Origin of the sequence: Paenibacillus lycopersici (assembly GCF_010119935.1) — a bacterium.
GTDB classification, from domain to species: domain Bacteria; phylum Bacillota; class Bacilli; order Paenibacillales; family Paenibacillaceae; genus Paenibacillus_Z; species Paenibacillus_Z lycopersici.
Genome location: NZ_CP048209.1, coordinates 390,037 through 404,011, shown reverse-complemented (window position 1 = coordinate 404,011; position 13,975 = coordinate 390,037). Strand labels below are relative to the sequence as shown.

Below are 13,975 nucleotides of genomic sequence, written 5' to 3'. Positions count from 1 at the left end.
AAACGAGGATGAACAGCAATGTGCAATATGCGGTCTCGGTCGTTCAGCAGTTTATACCGTACGGCGCAGAGCTGGCGGCGCTGTCGCGGCATGGCGGCATGCCGGCGGTCTTGTTCGCCGACATCGATTACGACTTCAACGTGGAGCTACTCGCGCTTTACCGTTATCAGGGCGAGCAAAGCCTGATCGTGCTCAAGAACAACGGCGGCCATTGGCGGATGTTCGCGCATGCCGACGGCAAAGGCGTCTACGTCGCGGATGTGTCGGCGGCTCCCGTCGCCCGGGCCGGGCAGAACAGCATTCTGATCGGCTGGCAGCATGAAGACGGCGAGGTCGAGCTCGATATTCTGCACTGGACGGGGGCGGGCCTGAAGCGCATCGTGCCGGACGGGATCGCGTACGACTGGCTCGAGATCGAGGATATGCCGGCCGCGAACGGGCCCGACGGCAAATGCGAGCTGGCGCTCTGGCTGCAGGACTCGGAGCAGTCGTACCGGATCGAGACGTACCGCTGCGAAGAGAGCGGCGGTCTGGTGCCTGCCGCCGACGTCCACCCGTACTATTTCAGCAAAGTGGCGTATTACTACGAGCAGCTCGCCCATCAGCAGCCGAACGTGCCCCTGTACCGCAGCGTTCTCGACGATGCGCTGCAGAGAGCCGGCGGTTCCGGCGCCGATTCCGATCCCGCGCCCGCTCCCGAACCTGCTGCGGCCTTCGCTCCGGAAGGCGATTGAGCGCCCGCTTGGCGCGCAAGGACTGCCGGCCGCTCGTCTTCGACTGGCAGCGGCGCTTGCATGCGCCTTACATGCGGCCTGAATGGACTCCCTGGCCCCCGGCCGGCTCCCGGCCGTCGTCCAACGCGAAGAACCTTCAACCCTGCGCTGTCACGGGGCTGAAGGTTCTTCGTCGTTCATGCAGCGGACGCGCAAAGGCGCGGGGGATCTTGTCCGCCGCGCCCTGCCTTACGCTGCTCCGACTATTCCAGGTACATGTTCTTCAGGTTCGCGCGCTCTTCCTTCGTTACGCCGAGCCCCTTCTCGATGAACGCGTCGATGGAGCCGTACTTCGTTTTCATTTCGTCCAGGCCGGCTTGCAGGAATTCCTTCTGCACGCCCATCAGCGCCGTGAGCGCCTCGATCACGTCAGGATCCTGGATTTGCTTCTTCATGGCGTCGATTGCCGCCTTGTTGGCGTCGGCGCGGTATACGTTGCTGAGCAGGTAGTCGTTCATGACCGTCTGCTCGTCCACGCCGAGCGTAAGCAGGATCACGGCCGTGCCGAATCCGGTGCGGTCCTTGCCGGCCGTGCAGTGCTGGACAAGCCCGATGTTCTTCGGATCGTTCAGCAGCTCCATCAGCTGCTTGTAGAACTTCGGATTGTCGACCATCTGCTTCTCGCCGGCTACCATCATGGCCACGGCGGACGCCTTGTCCTTGAGCATGCCTGACGCGATCATGTCGTTCAGGTTGTAGCCTGCGCCCGGGTTGCCTTCGTCGGTGCGCACGTAGCTCATGCCGGCGATCTTCGGATCGGCCAGCGCGTTCACTTCGGCGTCGGTACGGTAGTCGACGTCCGTCTTGATGCCCATGCGCTGGATGTAGGCCAAGTCGGCCGTCGTCAGGTGGCCAAGCTCTTCGCCGCGGAACAGCTTGCCCCATTTGACGGTATGGCCGTCGGTCGTCTTGTAGCCGCCAAGATCGCGGAAGTTGAACGCGCCCTGCAGGTTGACTTTGCGCTCGGCGGTCGTAATCGTGTCGCCGTTGCCGCCTTTGACCAAGAAGTACACGCGATAGCCCGGCTTAGGGTCGGCCGCGACGTATCCGCCGAATTTCGTATAGGTGCGGGCAAGCAGCTTGCCGTTCTTCTCGATATTGTCCGGTGAAGTGCTCCAGTAGACTTTGGCCGCGCCGAGATCGGCGTCGGTCTTCCAGTGAAGAACGAGCTGGCCTTTCGCGTTGCGATCCACCGTCGCGCTTTGGAACTGGCCTGCTTGAACCGGCGCTGCGGCTGCGGCGGATGCGGACAAAGGCAAGGCTGCGGAAAGCAGGATGGATGCACCCAATACGGCTGCGGAAACTTTTTTGACTTTGGACACGAATAATTCCCCCTCGTAAATTACTTGTCCAAAGTATACGAACCGACTGTTCGCCGAGCGTAAAGGTTTGATGTAGTTCTTATTAAGAAATGGAAAAGGAATTGAAATCCATGGAATCCGCATCCATGCGAGGCTGACGGCCGCCATGCGCCGTCACGCCTCGCGCGGGGAGCCGCGCGAGGTGCCGGACGTACGCGAGCGAAGGAAGCCGCCCGCGCGGCCCTTCGTCCTACTGCAGCAATGCAGCCACGGCGGACGCTTCCTCGCCCCCGGCGACGGCATGCGCAAGAAGCGGAATGCCGTGCGGTCCGAGCGCTTGCTTCAGCTCCGGCCGATCGGCGATCATCGCTTCGACGATCGCCAGCTTGCCCAGCATCGCGGCCGCGAACAGATCGAGCCGCGCGCCGCGTTCCAGCAAGTACAGCGCGATATCCCGCCGGCCCATATGGGCCGCGGCGCCGAGCGCGGTTTCCCAATCGCCGCCGCCCCAGTCCCAGGCCGCGTTAAGCAATCCCGGCTCCTGCTCCAGCAGCTGCTGGACGCGGTTCAAATCCCCATGCGCGCTGCCGACGAACTCCTTGACCCATTCAGGCGCGATTCCTTGGTTTGGTTCCATGTGCGTCTTCTCCTTTAACGTTGGATTAAGCTTGCAATAATGCGGCCGTATCGGGATGCTCCCGCATCACGGCCAGCTCGGCGGCCGTGCGGCCCTCGTCCGTCAGCGCGGCACGGTCCGCCCCCGCCGCCAGCAGCAGCGGAATCATGGCGTTGCGTCCGAAATACGCCGCGACATGCAGCGCCGTATAGCCTTGCCGCCACTTGCCTCGGCATACGGCGTTCACGTCAGCGCCATGGGCGAGCAGCAGCTTGACCACGGACTCGTAGTTCCCTGCGATCGCCGCATGAATCGCCATGTTGTTCAAATTGCCGTCGCGGCTTCTTGCGTTGACGTCCGCCCCCTGCGCCAGCAAATACTGCACCGTCTCCTCGCTGCCGAAATGCGCCGCGAGTCCGAGCAGCGTATAGCCGTCGCCGCTGTAGCTGCCGAGCAGCTCGGGCGATTGCGCGAGCCATTCCGCGACCCGCTGCAGGCTGCCTACGGCCGCGGCCTCGTGAACGGAGAGCTCCGCGCCGTGATCGAGCAACAGCTGTTTGATCGCTGGCGCCCGGTAGTAAGCGGCCATCAGCACCGCGGTCTCGCCGTCGTCGTTGCGCGCATTCGCAAGCGATGCGTCTTGGCCGAGCAGCGCGGTAACCTTCTCCAGCTGGCCGCCCTTGACCGCATCGACCATCTCGCCGCGCAGCCGCTTCACCTGGTCGGCCAGCGACCGCGCCTTGACCAGCAGCTCCTCCGACGCGCCGAGCCCGACGTTCAGCAGATGCGACACCGCGCGCGACCGGTTGGACTCCAGCCCGGATTCGACGAGCAGATCGACCGCCTCCAGCGCGGCCGCGTCCAGCCGGATGGACAACACCATGCTTTTCTTGCTCTTCGGTGACATTGGTTTCTCCTGCCTATATTGTTTGTAATTTTTATTACAAAATTACAATAACATAGATTCCCTCGTTTTTCCATACGCAAGTTTGTTGCTCTCCTTGCGCGTTCATCGCATCGATCAGCTCCGCAAGCAACGCGCCGACTGGCATAAGCACGCCAAAAAGCCCGCGAACGCGATGCCGGCGAGGCATGTCCGTTGCGGGCCATTGACTCCGCCTGCCGAGACAGGCAGATCCTATAGACTACGAATGAATTACTTCACGATGAGCAGCGGCAGCTTCGTATGCTGCAGCACGTAATGGCTCACGCTGCCGAGCACCATTTCGCGGAACGCGCCGAGCCCCCGGCTGCCCGCTATAATAAGGTCGCATTGATTGCGCTCCGCATAGCCCACGATCGTCTCGCCCGGGCTGCCTTCAAGCAGCTCCGACTTCGCGGACGGCAGCGACGCGATCCGCTCGTTCACCGCTTTAAGCCGTTCCTGGGCCTCGCCCAGCAGCTCATCTTGAACCGCGGCCGGCAGTGCCATGACGGAATCGGCAACCGCGATCGGCGTTACGGTATACACGTAGAGAACCGTCAGTTTCGCTTCCGGATAATGCCGCACCATCTCCATCGCGTGGTCCAGCGCCCGTTCGGACGGCTGCCCGCCGTCGTATGCAACCAGAATATTCGTAAAACCCATCGTAACCCCTCCTTCGAACAATGCTATCCGATATATATTACCCATCCTTGGAACGACTTTAAACACGCCCCGCGCGGCCATTTCTCCGTCCGATCGCATGGCCTCCGGACTCCAAGAAGACCGGCCATCCCTTCACCGCCCCCTTCGCGCGTCGTCTCGATTCGCGCCGGAAAACCGCTTGCCGCTCCACGGGCTTGGCCTCATAATGGAAAATAGTTCTAGGCAATTATTCGATAAAGAGCCATTATTCCAGGGAGGCATTCGCGTTATGAGGTTCATTCCATCCGCAATCATCGCCATTCTGCTCTGCTGCTCGGCTGCTTGGCCGGCCGCTGCCGGCGAAGCAGCGCCCGCGCCCCCCGTGGCGCTGTACATCGACGGGACGAAGCTGGCCGTCGAGCCGATCTTGAACGATAATTCGGCGTACATTCCGGTTCGCGCCGCTATGGAGTATATGGGCGCACAGGTTAGCTATGCCGGCAGCACGATCACGGTAACCCGCGGGACAACGACGGTCGCCATGCAGCCGAACGCGCCCGCGTTCACGATCAACGGCATAAGCATGCTCGCCACGGCCTCGCCCATGATCATCGGCGGCAGCACCTACCTGCCGATCCGCATGTTCGGCAGCGCGTTCGGTTATGACGTGGAGTACCAGCCGGCGGCGCGCGCAGTCGTGCTGCATACGCCGGGCGAAGACGCCGTCGTCTACGGCTTCGCCGGCGATGCCGACGGCAGCCCCATTCGGAACGGCATCCTGCATCTTCAGCCTTCGGCGGCCGGCGCTCCGGTCATCGACGCGCCGATCCATAACGGCTTCTACCGCGTGAAGGCAGCTCCGGGCGCGTATGCATTCGCCGGCTTCGAAGACCTCGCCTCGGGGGAGAAGCTGAAGACCGACGCCGCCCCCTTCACCCTCGCGGCGGGTCAAACGGTATTCTATCCGCTCGCTCCTTCGCAAGCCGGATTCAAGGTGACGCTGTACAAGACCGACGGAATGCCGGTCCGGAAAGCGACCGCGACGTTCAACACGTCCCACGGCGCGGTGGACGTGAAGATCCGCAACGGCATCGGCTATTTGGATTTCCACGAACCGGGCAGCTATACTTTCAATTATTTAACGATCGATGACGGCTCATCGGAGCTTCTCGACATTTATTACCCGTTCAAGATCGAAGGCGACGGTACGGCCGGGCCGCTCGATCTCACCGCGCATACGCCCAATATCGTCGGCCAAGTGTCGAACGAGGCCCCGTCCGGATACGGCAGCATGGGAATCTTCGACGACAGCGACAGCAGCGAGCCGGGCAGCAATTTCGTGCAGCCCGCGCCCGGCGGGGCGTTCGCCTTCTACTTGCCGGACGGCCGCTATGAATGGTCGGACTATTACGACGGCGGTATCCGGGAGCACTTCGACGTGCGGCAATCGTTCATCGTCGCGAATGGCGTTCCCGACCGCGCGCTTGCCTGGAGCAAGCCGGCGATCAATCTCCAAGGGACGGCGGCAACCGGCGAAGGCGAGCAGCTAAGCGGCGGGTACCTCTATTTCCGCGATGCCGCGGCCGGCAAAGAATACGGCGCGTGGGTGCAGGACGGCAGGTACGCCTGCTATGTTCCGGACGGCACGTACGACCTGGTCTACGAGCAATTCTTCGATGGCCGCTTTCAACTGCGCCGGAGCGCTCCGGTAACCGTTGCGGGCGGCAAGCTGAGCGTGTCCCCCGATCTGGTGTTCGATATCGCATAGAGACGGGTAAACGAAGACGCGTCTCTTTCCTTAAGCAGGAAGAGGACGCGTCTTCGTTTCTGAGCGGCGGCGCTAGTAGCCGAAATCGAGCGTTTTCCCCGTCTCGGCATACGTCTTGATATTGCTCAGAATCATCGGCCAGCTTTGCTTCGTGTTCTCGTAGGACGGATGGCCGTCCGTCCAGCGGTCGTTGACGAGCGTCAGCTTCGTAACGGCGCCGACGGTTTCCAGCGTCAGCGTGACGCGCGTTTCCAGTTCCGCGTGGTTGTCGCGGTAGGAGGGACCCGGATGCTCCGTATAGCTCATCCGCTTGTTCGCCTCGTACTCCAGCACCTCGCCGTAGACATGCACGGTCCGCTCGCCGTCATTGCCCGGTCCGACGTAGGCGTAAGGCGAACCGATTTCGAACGTGGACTCCAGCACGCTGCCGAAGAAAATCGCTCTCGTGCCTTCCGGCGTAACGAGCGCGTTCCATACGTCCTCGGGCTTGGCCCCGATATAAATGTCATAGCTTAGATCGTTCATCCTTGCAGCCTCCATTCGTCAATTGAATTGCATTGTGCGGATTGAAGCGAGCCGATAGTGTCAAGTGTAGACGAGAATGGGACGACGCGTATTGTAAAAACGCGACAGCCGTTCCAAAAGGAGGCCATAGCATGAGCGAAAGCGAAATCCCGCCGACCGACCGCGGCATCTTGAAAGCCGATGCGGCCCGCAGCAAATTCACGCTGCGGCGCTTCGAGCCTTCGCCCGACCTTGCCCCGTTTATTGAACGGTTCTGGACCGTCCGCTGGGATCTAACCGGGCTGGCGCCGTATTCGCAAGTCATTCTATCGTATCCGAACATTAACGTCTCGTTCGAGCGCGACCATAACGGGCCCTTCGCCGGCGTGTACGGCATCCCGCAGAGTACGTATACCCGCCATCTGCAGGACGAGGGCGAGGTGCTGGGCGTCAAATTCAAGCCCGGCGGCTTCTATCCGTTCTGGAAGCAGCCCGCGGTGCTGCTGACCGGCAAGACGCTCGACTTCGCGGCGGTATTCGGCGCGGACGCGCGGGCGGCGGAGACGCTGCTGTTCGCCGAGGAGACGGACGAAGGGAAAGTACGGCTGGCGGAAGACTTCTTCCGCTCCCGCATGCCCGAGCGCGACGAAGCCGCCGAGCTCGCCGGAGACATCGTGCAGCATGTGATCGACCACCGCGATGTCGCGAAGGTCGAGATGCTGGCGGATCGGTTCGGGCTGAACAAACGGTCGCTGCAGCGCTTGTTCAGCCGCTACGTCGGCGTCAGCCCGAAATGGACGATTCAGCGCTTCCGCCTGCAGGAGGCGGCCGAGCTGATCGAGAAGAACGGCGTACCGGACTGGACCTCCTTGTCGCAGAACCTCGGCTTCTATGATCAAGCGCATTTCATCAAGAGCTTCAAGGCGATCGTCGGACGATCGCCGGAGGAATATAGCCGGGAGCTTGGGCGCGGGTAGCCGGACGCGGCATCGCAGCCCGACAGCCGCGCCCAAGCGGTGCCCGGCCCTTCCCTCGCTGCCTCGCCAGCTCTCCCTCCCCCCGCCGCCTGCTCCCGCTACGGGAGCAGGTCCGGCTTCACCGGATCCCTGAAGAACAGCCGCATGACAAGCTCCGCCAACAGCAGGAGCAGCGCGATCGTGCCGTAAATGGCGGCGGTGTAGCCCGCCTCGTACGATAAGCCCATCCACTCGCGCAGTACATACGCCAGCAAGTGCGTCGACATATTGGTGAAGCAGAACGCATAGCTGCGCACCATCCAGCGCCGATGCGCCATGACCCGCTTCCTGCGGATGCTGATGATGGCCAGCACCGTAAAGGCCGGCCAAAGGATGTTCAGCATATTGAATGCGATGCTGGCCGGCTTCCCGCCCGTCGCATAAGGCGCCATATAGCCGGACGTGACGGATACGGCGAGCACGGAGACGAGATACGCGTAGCCGTTCCCCTTGTGGAAACGCCGATATCGGCGCAGCACCCATGGCGAGAAGTTAACCAACCCCGATATCATCGCCAAACAGGCGAAACCGAGATGAACCCGCATGACGCTCAGCCAGACGGGCAGGTCGACGAGACGGGCCGGATTGTTCTTATGGCTGAGGAATCCCGCCGCCTTGGGGTCGGAGATCACGTTCGCATACAGGGCGTAACCAATGAAGAGCGCCGCAACAAGGAGCAGCAGCAAGTAAGGCAGTTTTGTTTTGGGCATTGAATGAGACAACCTCGCTTAAGATGATGGGTAATCGACGATGAGCCGGCATTGCGGCGCATGGCGGAACGGTGAAGGCGATAGCCGCGCGAATAGAGCCGCCCCGATTAAACGGCGCAAGATCAAGATAGCCCTCCCTCTCCGCAAGCGCCCTTCGAACCGCAGCCATCCGCTGCCTGTTATGGCATCCAATCTTATGCTAACACAGTTGCGGGCTAGGGAAACTAGACCTCCGCACAGGCCCGCTTCCGACTTAAGCCTGAACGCAAAGATCAATCGTTGCCGCCATCTTAACACCGCTTCGCATTATTTGGAAGAACGCGCCGTGGCTGCGGTTACAGGATGAATGGCAAAGCGATTGCGGATACTAACGGACGTTGGGGATTCGAGACAACCAATATGTCTGTATTGACATAAAATATAGTTTGGGTACATAATAATTCGCATGCGAATTAGTTACGGAGGAAGCCGAAATGGAAGAACAGCGGATCGTGGACATTTTTCAAACTTATCGCGAGATTAATCAAGCCTTCTTCCAAATCTTATCCAAAGCGGCGAGCAAGCATAACTTGACCGCCCTCCAGCTCGTGGTGCTGCGCGTCCTGCATGAGTATCCCGAAATCCGCGTGTCCGAGCTCGCCGAGAAGCTGAATCTGGGCAACAGCACGACGAGCGGCATCGTCGACCGGATGGTGAAGGCCGATATGGTGGAGCGCGAACGGACGAAGAAGGACCGCAGAGCCATGACGCTGACGCTGACGGATAAAGGCAAGGCGCTTTGGCGCGAGACGGACGCGACGCGGTTGAACATGATGCGTCCGCTGCTGTCGCTGTCCGAGCAGGATCATCGCGAGCTTAGCCGGCTCCAGAACGAAGTTTTGCGCTTATTAAAACAATCCAAGGAGGAAGCTTAAGCCATGACAAGTATGGTATCCAATCAATTGCGCAAAGGGCCGATTATGGCCTCCTTGCTTATCGCGGCGTTCGTGGCGCTGCTGAGCCAGACCGTGCTTAACGTCGCGCTGCCGAAAATGATGGCGGACCTTAAAGTGGGCGAAAGCACGATTCAATGGCTGTCCAACGGCTACATGCTGGTGAATGGCGTGCTCGTCCCGATCAGCGCTTATCTCATTAACCGCTTCACGACCCGGAGGCTGTTCCTGGTCGCCTCGTCCTTATTCGCCATCGGAACGATTATATGCGCCCTGTCGGGCGACTTCAGCTCCCTGTTGGCCGGACGTCTCGTGCAGGCATGCGGCGCCGGCATTCTGATGCCTCTGATGACGATCGTCATCCTGACGATCTTCCCCGTCGAAGAGCGCGGCAAAGCGATGGGGCTGATGGGCGTCGCCATGATCTTCGCGCCGGCCGTCGGACCGACGCTCTCCGGCTGGATCGTCGAGCACTACGACTGGCATGTCCTGTTCTACATCGTGTTGCCGCTCGCGATTGTCGCCGTCGTGTTCGGCGCGTTCTCGATGAAGGACGTCATCGTGACCTCCCGTCCGAAGCTGGACATTCTGAGCGTCATCCTGTCCACCCTTGGCTTCGGCGGCCTGTTGTACGGCTTCAGCGAGGCCGGGACGGCAGGCTGGGACGCCGTCGAGGTTATTACCTGCCTGACCGTAGGCGCCATCGCGCTCATCTTGTTCGTCGTCCGTTCGATTTTCCTGAAGGCTCCGCTGCTTGAGATGCGCGTCTTCAAGTATCCGATGTTCTCGCTGACCGCGCTGATCAACGCCATCATTACGATGGCGATGTTCTCCGGCATGATCCTGCTGCCGATCTTCCTGCAGAACATCCGCCACTTCACGCCGCTGGAATCCGGCCTGCTGCTGCTGCCGGGCGCCATCCTGATGGGCATCATGTCGCCGATCACCGGCATGGTCTTCGATAAAATCGGCGCGCGCTGGCTGGCCGTTATCGGCCTCGCGATTACGACGGTCACGACGTACGAATTCAGCCATCTGGAAGCCGATTCGTCGTACAATCACATGATGCTGTTCTACACGCTGCGGATGTTCGGCATGTCCATGCTGATGATGCCGATCCAGACCGCCGGCCTCAACCAGCTGCCGCGCCGCCTGAACGCGCACGGCTCGGCCATGTCGCAGACGCTTCGGAACGTTTCCGGCGCGCTCGGCACCGCCATTCTCGTGACGATCATGACGAACAGCGCGGCCAATCATGCCAAGTCGCTGGCCATCGCGGGCAACGTCGATCCGACCGATCAAGCGAAGATGGGCGAAATCGCGCAGCAAGCGACGATTTACGGCATTAACCAATCATTCGTCGTCGCGACGTGGCTGACGGTCGCCGCGCTCGTGCTCGCGTTCTTCATCCGCAAGGTGAAGCCTGCCGAGGAAGGGGTACAGATACCGGCCAAGTCTGCTGCGGCTGCGGAAGCGGCGCCTGCGGCGGAGGCAGCACCGGCTGCGGAGCCGGCCGTGAGCCCGGTCCGGCCAAGCGCGGATCAACATAGCGCGGACGGCGAATTCCGCAACGCCATTCGCGGGTTTATCAAGACGCCCGAACCGGAGCAAGACAACGAACAGTTTAACGATGATGAGTATCGGAATGCGATTATTCGGTTAAAGGGTAATGCTAAGGATGACGACCATCCGGAAATGAACGACAAAGCCTATCGGGAGTCGCTTAAGAAGCTGAACGGATCTCTGAAAGAAAACGAGTGAGGATCGACGCTTGATTTCCTAACCATGAGAGGAGCTTAACGATGAAAATTTATATTGTCTACGACAGCGAAGCCGGTCACACGGAACAACTTGCCCGCTCCATTGCCAAAGGGGCGGAACGCGTTGAAGGGGCAGAAGTTTTCATTAATCACGTCAAGAAAGCGAACGTCAAGGATCTCGAACAGATGGATGCGATCATATGGGGATGCCCGGGACACTTCGGCACGATCAGCTCCGGCATGAAAGAATGGATCGACAAGCTCGGTTATTTGTGGGCGCACGGTACGCTGGTCGATAAGATCGGCGCCGTGTTCTGCACGACGGCAACCATTCACGGCGGGATCGAGGCGACCTTGCTGAACCTGATCACGCCGATGCTGCACCAGGGGATGATGATCGTCGGCCTGCCGGCCAATATTCCCGAGAACGCGCTGTACGGCAGCTATTACGGCGTAGGCGTGACATCGCCCGTCGAAGATACGCATGATGCGCTGAGCCACTCGCTTTTCTCGAAGGGGCTCGCGCTCGGAGAAGCGCTGGGAACGCGCGTGGCCAATACGGCCGCCGTTTACGCGGCAGGCAGAAAAACGCAGACCACCTAAATTAAACGACGCAAGAGCGCGGTCCTCCGAGAGGGCCGCGCTCTTGTTCGTTTCACGCTGCGGTTGAATTCGCTTATTGGATCGATTTGATTTTGCGGCCGAGCTTGACGATTCCGATGCCGAGCAGCGCGAAGACGAATGCGTAGATCGCCAGCACGGGCAGGACGATGCCCCATAAATGGGTAGTGATGCGCGGCACCAGATTAATACCGTTCACGCTCATCAGCATCAGGTTAACGAAGAGCATGACGACCATCAGACGGCGGATGCGGTTGTAGTAGTCGACAAGCGAATCCCGGTCCGAATACAGCAGCTGCTCCTCGTCCGGCGCCCAAGGCTTGCGAAAATAGAACCACATCGCGCCGCAGTTCCCCGCGTATTCCCAACCGGCGTCGCGGTAAAGCGCCATGTAGTCGTCCCGCTTCTCGCCTTTGCCCAGACCTGGCTGGTAATCGAGGCGGTACGTATACCGGACGGTCTCGTCGCGTTCGAACATGCCGTGAATCAAGCCCGCCTTCTTCAACTGCAGGCCCTGCCGGGACAAGTCGTTGATCCACTGCTCTTCCTTCTCGTGCTGCCAGCTGAACCAGATACGATACCGTTTCTCCGTTGTTCCCGTTGGCTTCCTCATGCCCTTACGCCTCCCCCGCATTCACGATTCGCCGCCCGGCGGCGAGGAGCTCTTCCAGCCGCTCCAGCTCGGCGGCCACGACCTGCTTGCCGTCGACCGTGACGGCATACATTTTACGTCTCGGGTCCGTCCCGTCCGGGACGGGATAATGCTCGATCAGCCCTTTGCCAAGCAGCGTGTTGAGCGCGGTATACAGCGTTCCCGCGCCGAGCTTCACCCTGCCCCCGCTCATCTCCTCGGCGTCCTGCATAATGCCGTAGCCGTGCGAAGGCTTCGCATAGAGCGCGATCAGAATGTAATAGAACGCCTCCGTAAGCGGAAGCATGCTTCTCGAATCTGCCAATTCGGATGCCCTCCAATTGTATCGAGTATCGATATATCGTATATTGATACATTATCAAATGATATATCGAGTGTCAATATAGTTTTTGGAAAAAGGCGGCTGCGGATACAACACCTGCCCGCAGTGTCTTGCTCATGCAAAAAAGCACATTCCCTCTCGGCGATCCGGCCGGCTGTCGCGCGGATCGGAACTCGAGAGGAAACGTGCTTATGACGAATCGGTAACCGTTTATTCGATTGGCAAACCTGTCGGCACCCCTGCGGCAGATGCGGTTTAACCGTGCAGCGCCGCCTGGCGCTTATAATGATCTTCCAGCACGAGGCAGGCCATCGCTTCGATGACGGGAACGACGCGCGGACAGATGCACGGATCGTGCCGGCCTTCGGTGCGGATCACCCGCTCCTCCCCGCCGACGGTCACCGTCTGCTGCGGCACGGAAATCGAAGACGTCGGCTTGACCGCCACGCGGAATACGATGTCCGCTCCCGTACTGATGCCGCCCAGGATGCCGCCCGCGTGGTTGCTCGTGAAGCCGTCCGCGTTCATGCCGTCGTTATGCTCGCTGCCGAGCATGCCGGCCGACGAGAAGCCCGCGCCGAACTCGATGCCCTTCACGGCGCCGATGGACAGCATCGCCTTGGCCAGGTCCGCGTCCAGCTTATCGAATACCGGCTCGCCGAGGCCCGCCGTCGCGCCGCTGATCCGGCATTCGACGATGCCGCCGACGCTGTCTCCCTTGGCCGCAAGCGTCTTGATGTAATCCTCCATCCAGACGGCCGCCTCGGGATCGCATGCCCGGACGTTGTTCTGCTCGATGATGTCCGGCCGGAACGTCCGGCAGGCAATGCCCCCGATCTCCTTCGTATACGCGACGACGCTGACGCCCCTGCCCTCCAGCAGCTTGCGGGCGACCGCGCCTCCGGCTACGCGCGCCGCCGTTTCGCGGCCCGAGGCTCTGCCGCTTCCACGGTGGTCCCGGATGCCGTATTTCTTCAGATACGTATAATCCGCATGCCCCGGGCGGAACGTCTCGTCCATGCCGTCGTACGCGCTCGGCCGCATGTCCTTGTTGTCGAGCATGATGCACAGCGGCGTCCCCGTCGTGCGTCCTTCGAACATGCCCGAGACGATGCGAATCTTATCGTACTCCTTGCGCGGCGTCGTAACCGCCGACTGCCCCGGTTTGCGCCGGTCCATCTGCGTTTGAATATACGCCTCGTCGAGCTCGACCCCCGGCGTAACGCCGTCGACGATCACGCCGACCGATATGCCGTGCGATTCTCCGAACGTCGTGATTTTGAAACGATCCCCAAATGTACTTCCCGCCATCTTCCGGCACCTCCGCAACGATTTCCCTTTCGATTAAGGTTGATTATAATGAATGGGGAATAATAAATGAAATCGTAATTTCGATAGTTTGCCATAGAGGTGATTTATATCAGCATCCGACT

General features: G+C 60.5%; 15 protein-coding genes. 6 read left to right on the top strand and 9 right to left on the bottom strand.

What is annotated here, in order from left to right; translation table 11 throughout:
* Positions 1 to 8: 8 nt before the first annotated feature.
* Positions 9 to 734: a hypothetical protein gene (locus tag GXP70_RS01840; RefSeq protein WP_162354913.1), complete on the top strand. Its 726-nt coding sequence runs from the start codon at positions 9 to 11 to the stop codon at positions 732 to 734.
* A 242-nt stretch (positions 735 to 976) separates the two neighbouring features.
* Here the strand turns inward: GXP70_RS01840 and GXP70_RS01835 are convergent, their stop codons facing one another.
* The 4 genes from GXP70_RS01835 to GXP70_RS01820 form a co-directional block, all read right to left on the bottom strand.
* Complete coding sequence (locus tag GXP70_RS01835) at positions 977 to 2,095, bottom strand: tyrosine-protein phosphatase (protein ID WP_225442631.1); 1,119 nt, start codon at positions 2,093 to 2,095, stop codon at positions 977 to 979.
* A 229-nt stretch (positions 2,096 to 2,324) separates the two neighbouring features.
* A complete protein-coding gene (locus GXP70_RS01830; protein WP_162354912.1) occupies positions 2,325 to 2,711 on the bottom strand; it encodes an ankyrin repeat domain-containing protein in 387 nt (128 codons plus the stop codon).
* A gap of 25 nt (positions 2,712 to 2,736) precedes the next feature.
* A complete protein-coding gene (locus GXP70_RS01825) occupies positions 2,737 to 3,597 on the bottom strand; it encodes an ankyrin repeat domain-containing protein (RefSeq protein WP_162354911.1) in 861 nt (286 codons plus the stop codon).
* Positions 3,598 to 3,846: 249 nt separating this feature from the next.
* Complete coding sequence (locus GXP70_RS01820) at positions 3,847 to 4,278, bottom strand: universal stress protein (protein ID WP_162354910.1); 432 nt, start codon at positions 4,276 to 4,278, stop codon at positions 3,847 to 3,849.
* Between the two features lie 268 nt (positions 4,279 to 4,546).
* Between GXP70_RS01820 and GXP70_RS01815 the strand changes: the two genes are divergently transcribed.
* Complete coding sequence (locus tag GXP70_RS01815; RefSeq protein ID WP_162354909.1) at positions 4,547 to 6,025, top strand: copper amine oxidase N-terminal domain-containing protein; 1,479 nt, start codon at positions 4,547 to 4,549, stop codon at positions 6,023 to 6,025.
* A gap of 72 nt (positions 6,026 to 6,097) precedes the next feature.
* On the opposite strand, the gene GXP70_RS01810 is transcribed toward GXP70_RS01815, so the two are convergent.
* On the bottom strand, positions 6,098 to 6,550 hold the full coding sequence (locus GXP70_RS01810) for an SRPBCC family protein (RefSeq protein ID WP_162354908.1): 453 nt from the start codon (positions 6,548 to 6,550) through the stop codon (positions 6,098 to 6,100).
* Positions 6,551 to 6,681: 131 nt separating this feature from the next.
* Here GXP70_RS01810 and GXP70_RS01805 point away from each other — a divergent pair, with 131 nt between their 5' ends.
* Positions 6,682 to 7,506: a helix-turn-helix domain-containing protein gene (locus GXP70_RS01805; protein ID WP_162354907.1), complete on the top strand. Its 825-nt coding sequence runs from the start codon at positions 6,682 to 6,684 to the stop codon at positions 7,504 to 7,506.
* A 98-nt stretch (positions 7,507 to 7,604) separates the two neighbouring features.
* On the opposite strand, the gene GXP70_RS01800 is transcribed toward GXP70_RS01805, so the two are convergent.
* On the bottom strand, positions 7,605 to 8,255 hold the full coding sequence (locus GXP70_RS01800) for a DUF2306 domain-containing protein (protein WP_162354906.1): 651 nt from the start codon (positions 8,253 to 8,255) through the stop codon (positions 7,605 to 7,607).
* 473 nt (positions 8,256 to 8,728) lie between these two features.
* Between GXP70_RS01800 and GXP70_RS01795 the strand changes: the two genes are divergently transcribed.
* Genes GXP70_RS01795 through GXP70_RS01785 form a run of 3 tightly spaced genes read left to right on the top strand, consistent with a single transcriptional unit; the run spans position 8,729 to position 11,550 of the window.
* Complete coding sequence (locus GXP70_RS01795) at positions 8,729 to 9,169, top strand: MarR family winged helix-turn-helix transcriptional regulator (protein ID WP_162354905.1); 441 nt, start codon at positions 8,729 to 8,731, stop codon at positions 9,167 to 9,169.
* Positions 9,170 to 9,172: 3 nt separating this feature from the next.
* Complete coding sequence (locus GXP70_RS01790; RefSeq protein WP_162354904.1) at positions 9,173 to 10,948, top strand: DHA2 family efflux MFS transporter permease subunit; 1,776 nt, start codon at positions 9,173 to 9,175, stop codon at positions 10,946 to 10,948.
* A gap of 41 nt (positions 10,949 to 10,989) precedes the next feature.
* Positions 10,990 to 11,550, top strand: a complete 561-nt coding sequence (locus GXP70_RS01785) for an NAD(P)H-dependent oxidoreductase (protein ID WP_162354903.1) — start codon at positions 10,990 to 10,992, stop codon at positions 11,548 to 11,550.
* A 73-nt stretch (positions 11,551 to 11,623) separates the two neighbouring features.
* Here the strand turns inward: GXP70_RS01785 and GXP70_RS01780 are convergent, their stop codons facing one another.
* The 3 genes from GXP70_RS01780 to aroC form a co-directional block, all read right to left on the bottom strand.
* Positions 11,624 to 12,181: a DUF2812 domain-containing protein gene (locus GXP70_RS01780; RefSeq protein ID WP_162354902.1), complete on the bottom strand. Its 558-nt coding sequence runs from the start codon at positions 12,179 to 12,181 to the stop codon at positions 11,624 to 11,626.
* Between the two features lie 4 nt (positions 12,182 to 12,185).
* Positions 12,186 to 12,506 carry a PadR family transcriptional regulator gene (locus tag GXP70_RS01775; protein ID WP_162360253.1) on the bottom strand — a complete coding sequence of 107 codons (321 nt, stop codon included), beginning with the start codon at positions 12,504 to 12,506 and terminating at the stop codon, positions 12,186 to 12,188.
* Positions 12,507 to 12,797: 291 nt separating this feature from the next.
* On the bottom strand, positions 12,798 to 13,853 hold the full coding sequence (aroC, locus tag GXP70_RS01770) for a chorismate synthase (RefSeq protein ID WP_162354901.1): 1,056 nt from the start codon (positions 13,851 to 13,853) through the stop codon (positions 12,798 to 12,800).
* Between the last annotated feature and the right edge of the window lie 122 nt (positions 13,854 to 13,975).

Bases quoted from the DNA above. Each gene is read 5' to 3' on its own strand.
- GXP70_RS01840 (WP_162354913.1), top strand. From the start codon at position 9: ATGAACAGCAATGTGCAATATGCGGTCTCGGTCGTTCAGCAGTTTATA.
- GXP70_RS01830 (WP_162354912.1), bottom strand. From the start codon at position 2,711: ATGGAACCAAACCAAGGAATCGCGCCTGAATGGGTCAAGGAGTTCGTC.
- GXP70_RS01825 (WP_162354911.1), bottom strand. From the start codon at position 3,597: ATGTCACCGAAGAGCAAGAAAAGCATGGTGTTGTCCATCCGGCTGGAC.
- GXP70_RS01820 (WP_162354910.1), bottom strand. From the start codon at position 4,278: ATGGGTTTTACGAATATTCTGGTTGCATACGACGGCGGGCAGCCGTCC.
- GXP70_RS01815 (WP_162354909.1), top strand. From the start codon at position 4,547: ATGAGGTTCATTCCATCCGCAATCATCGCCATTCTGCTCTGCTGCTCG.
- GXP70_RS01810 (WP_162354908.1), bottom strand. From the start codon at position 6,550: ATGAACGATCTAAGCTATGACATTTATATCGGGGCCAAGCCCGAGGAC.
- GXP70_RS01805 (WP_162354907.1), top strand. From the start codon at position 6,682: ATGAGCGAAAGCGAAATCCCGCCGACCGACCGCGGCATCTTGAAAGCC.
- GXP70_RS01800 (WP_162354906.1), bottom strand. From the start codon at position 8,255: ATGCCCAAAACAAAACTGCCTTACTTGCTGCTGCTCCTTGTTGCGGCG.
- GXP70_RS01795 (WP_162354905.1), top strand. From the start codon at position 8,729: ATGGAAGAACAGCGGATCGTGGACATTTTTCAAACTTATCGCGAGATT.
- GXP70_RS01790 (WP_162354904.1), top strand. From the start codon at position 9,173: ATGACAAGTATGGTATCCAATCAATTGCGCAAAGGGCCGATTATGGCC.
- GXP70_RS01785 (WP_162354903.1), top strand. From the start codon at position 10,990: ATGAAAATTTATATTGTCTACGACAGCGAAGCCGGTCACACGGAACAA.
- GXP70_RS01780 (WP_162354902.1), bottom strand. From the start codon at position 12,181: ATGAGGAAGCCAACGGGAACAACGGAGAAACGGTATCGTATCTGGTTC.
- GXP70_RS01775 (WP_162360253.1), bottom strand. From the start codon at position 12,506: ATGCTTCCGCTTACGGAGGCGTTCTATTACATTCTGATCGCGCTCTAT.
- aroC (WP_162354901.1), bottom strand. From the start codon at position 13,853: ATGGCGGGAAGTACATTTGGGGATCGTTTCAAAATCACGACGTTCGGA.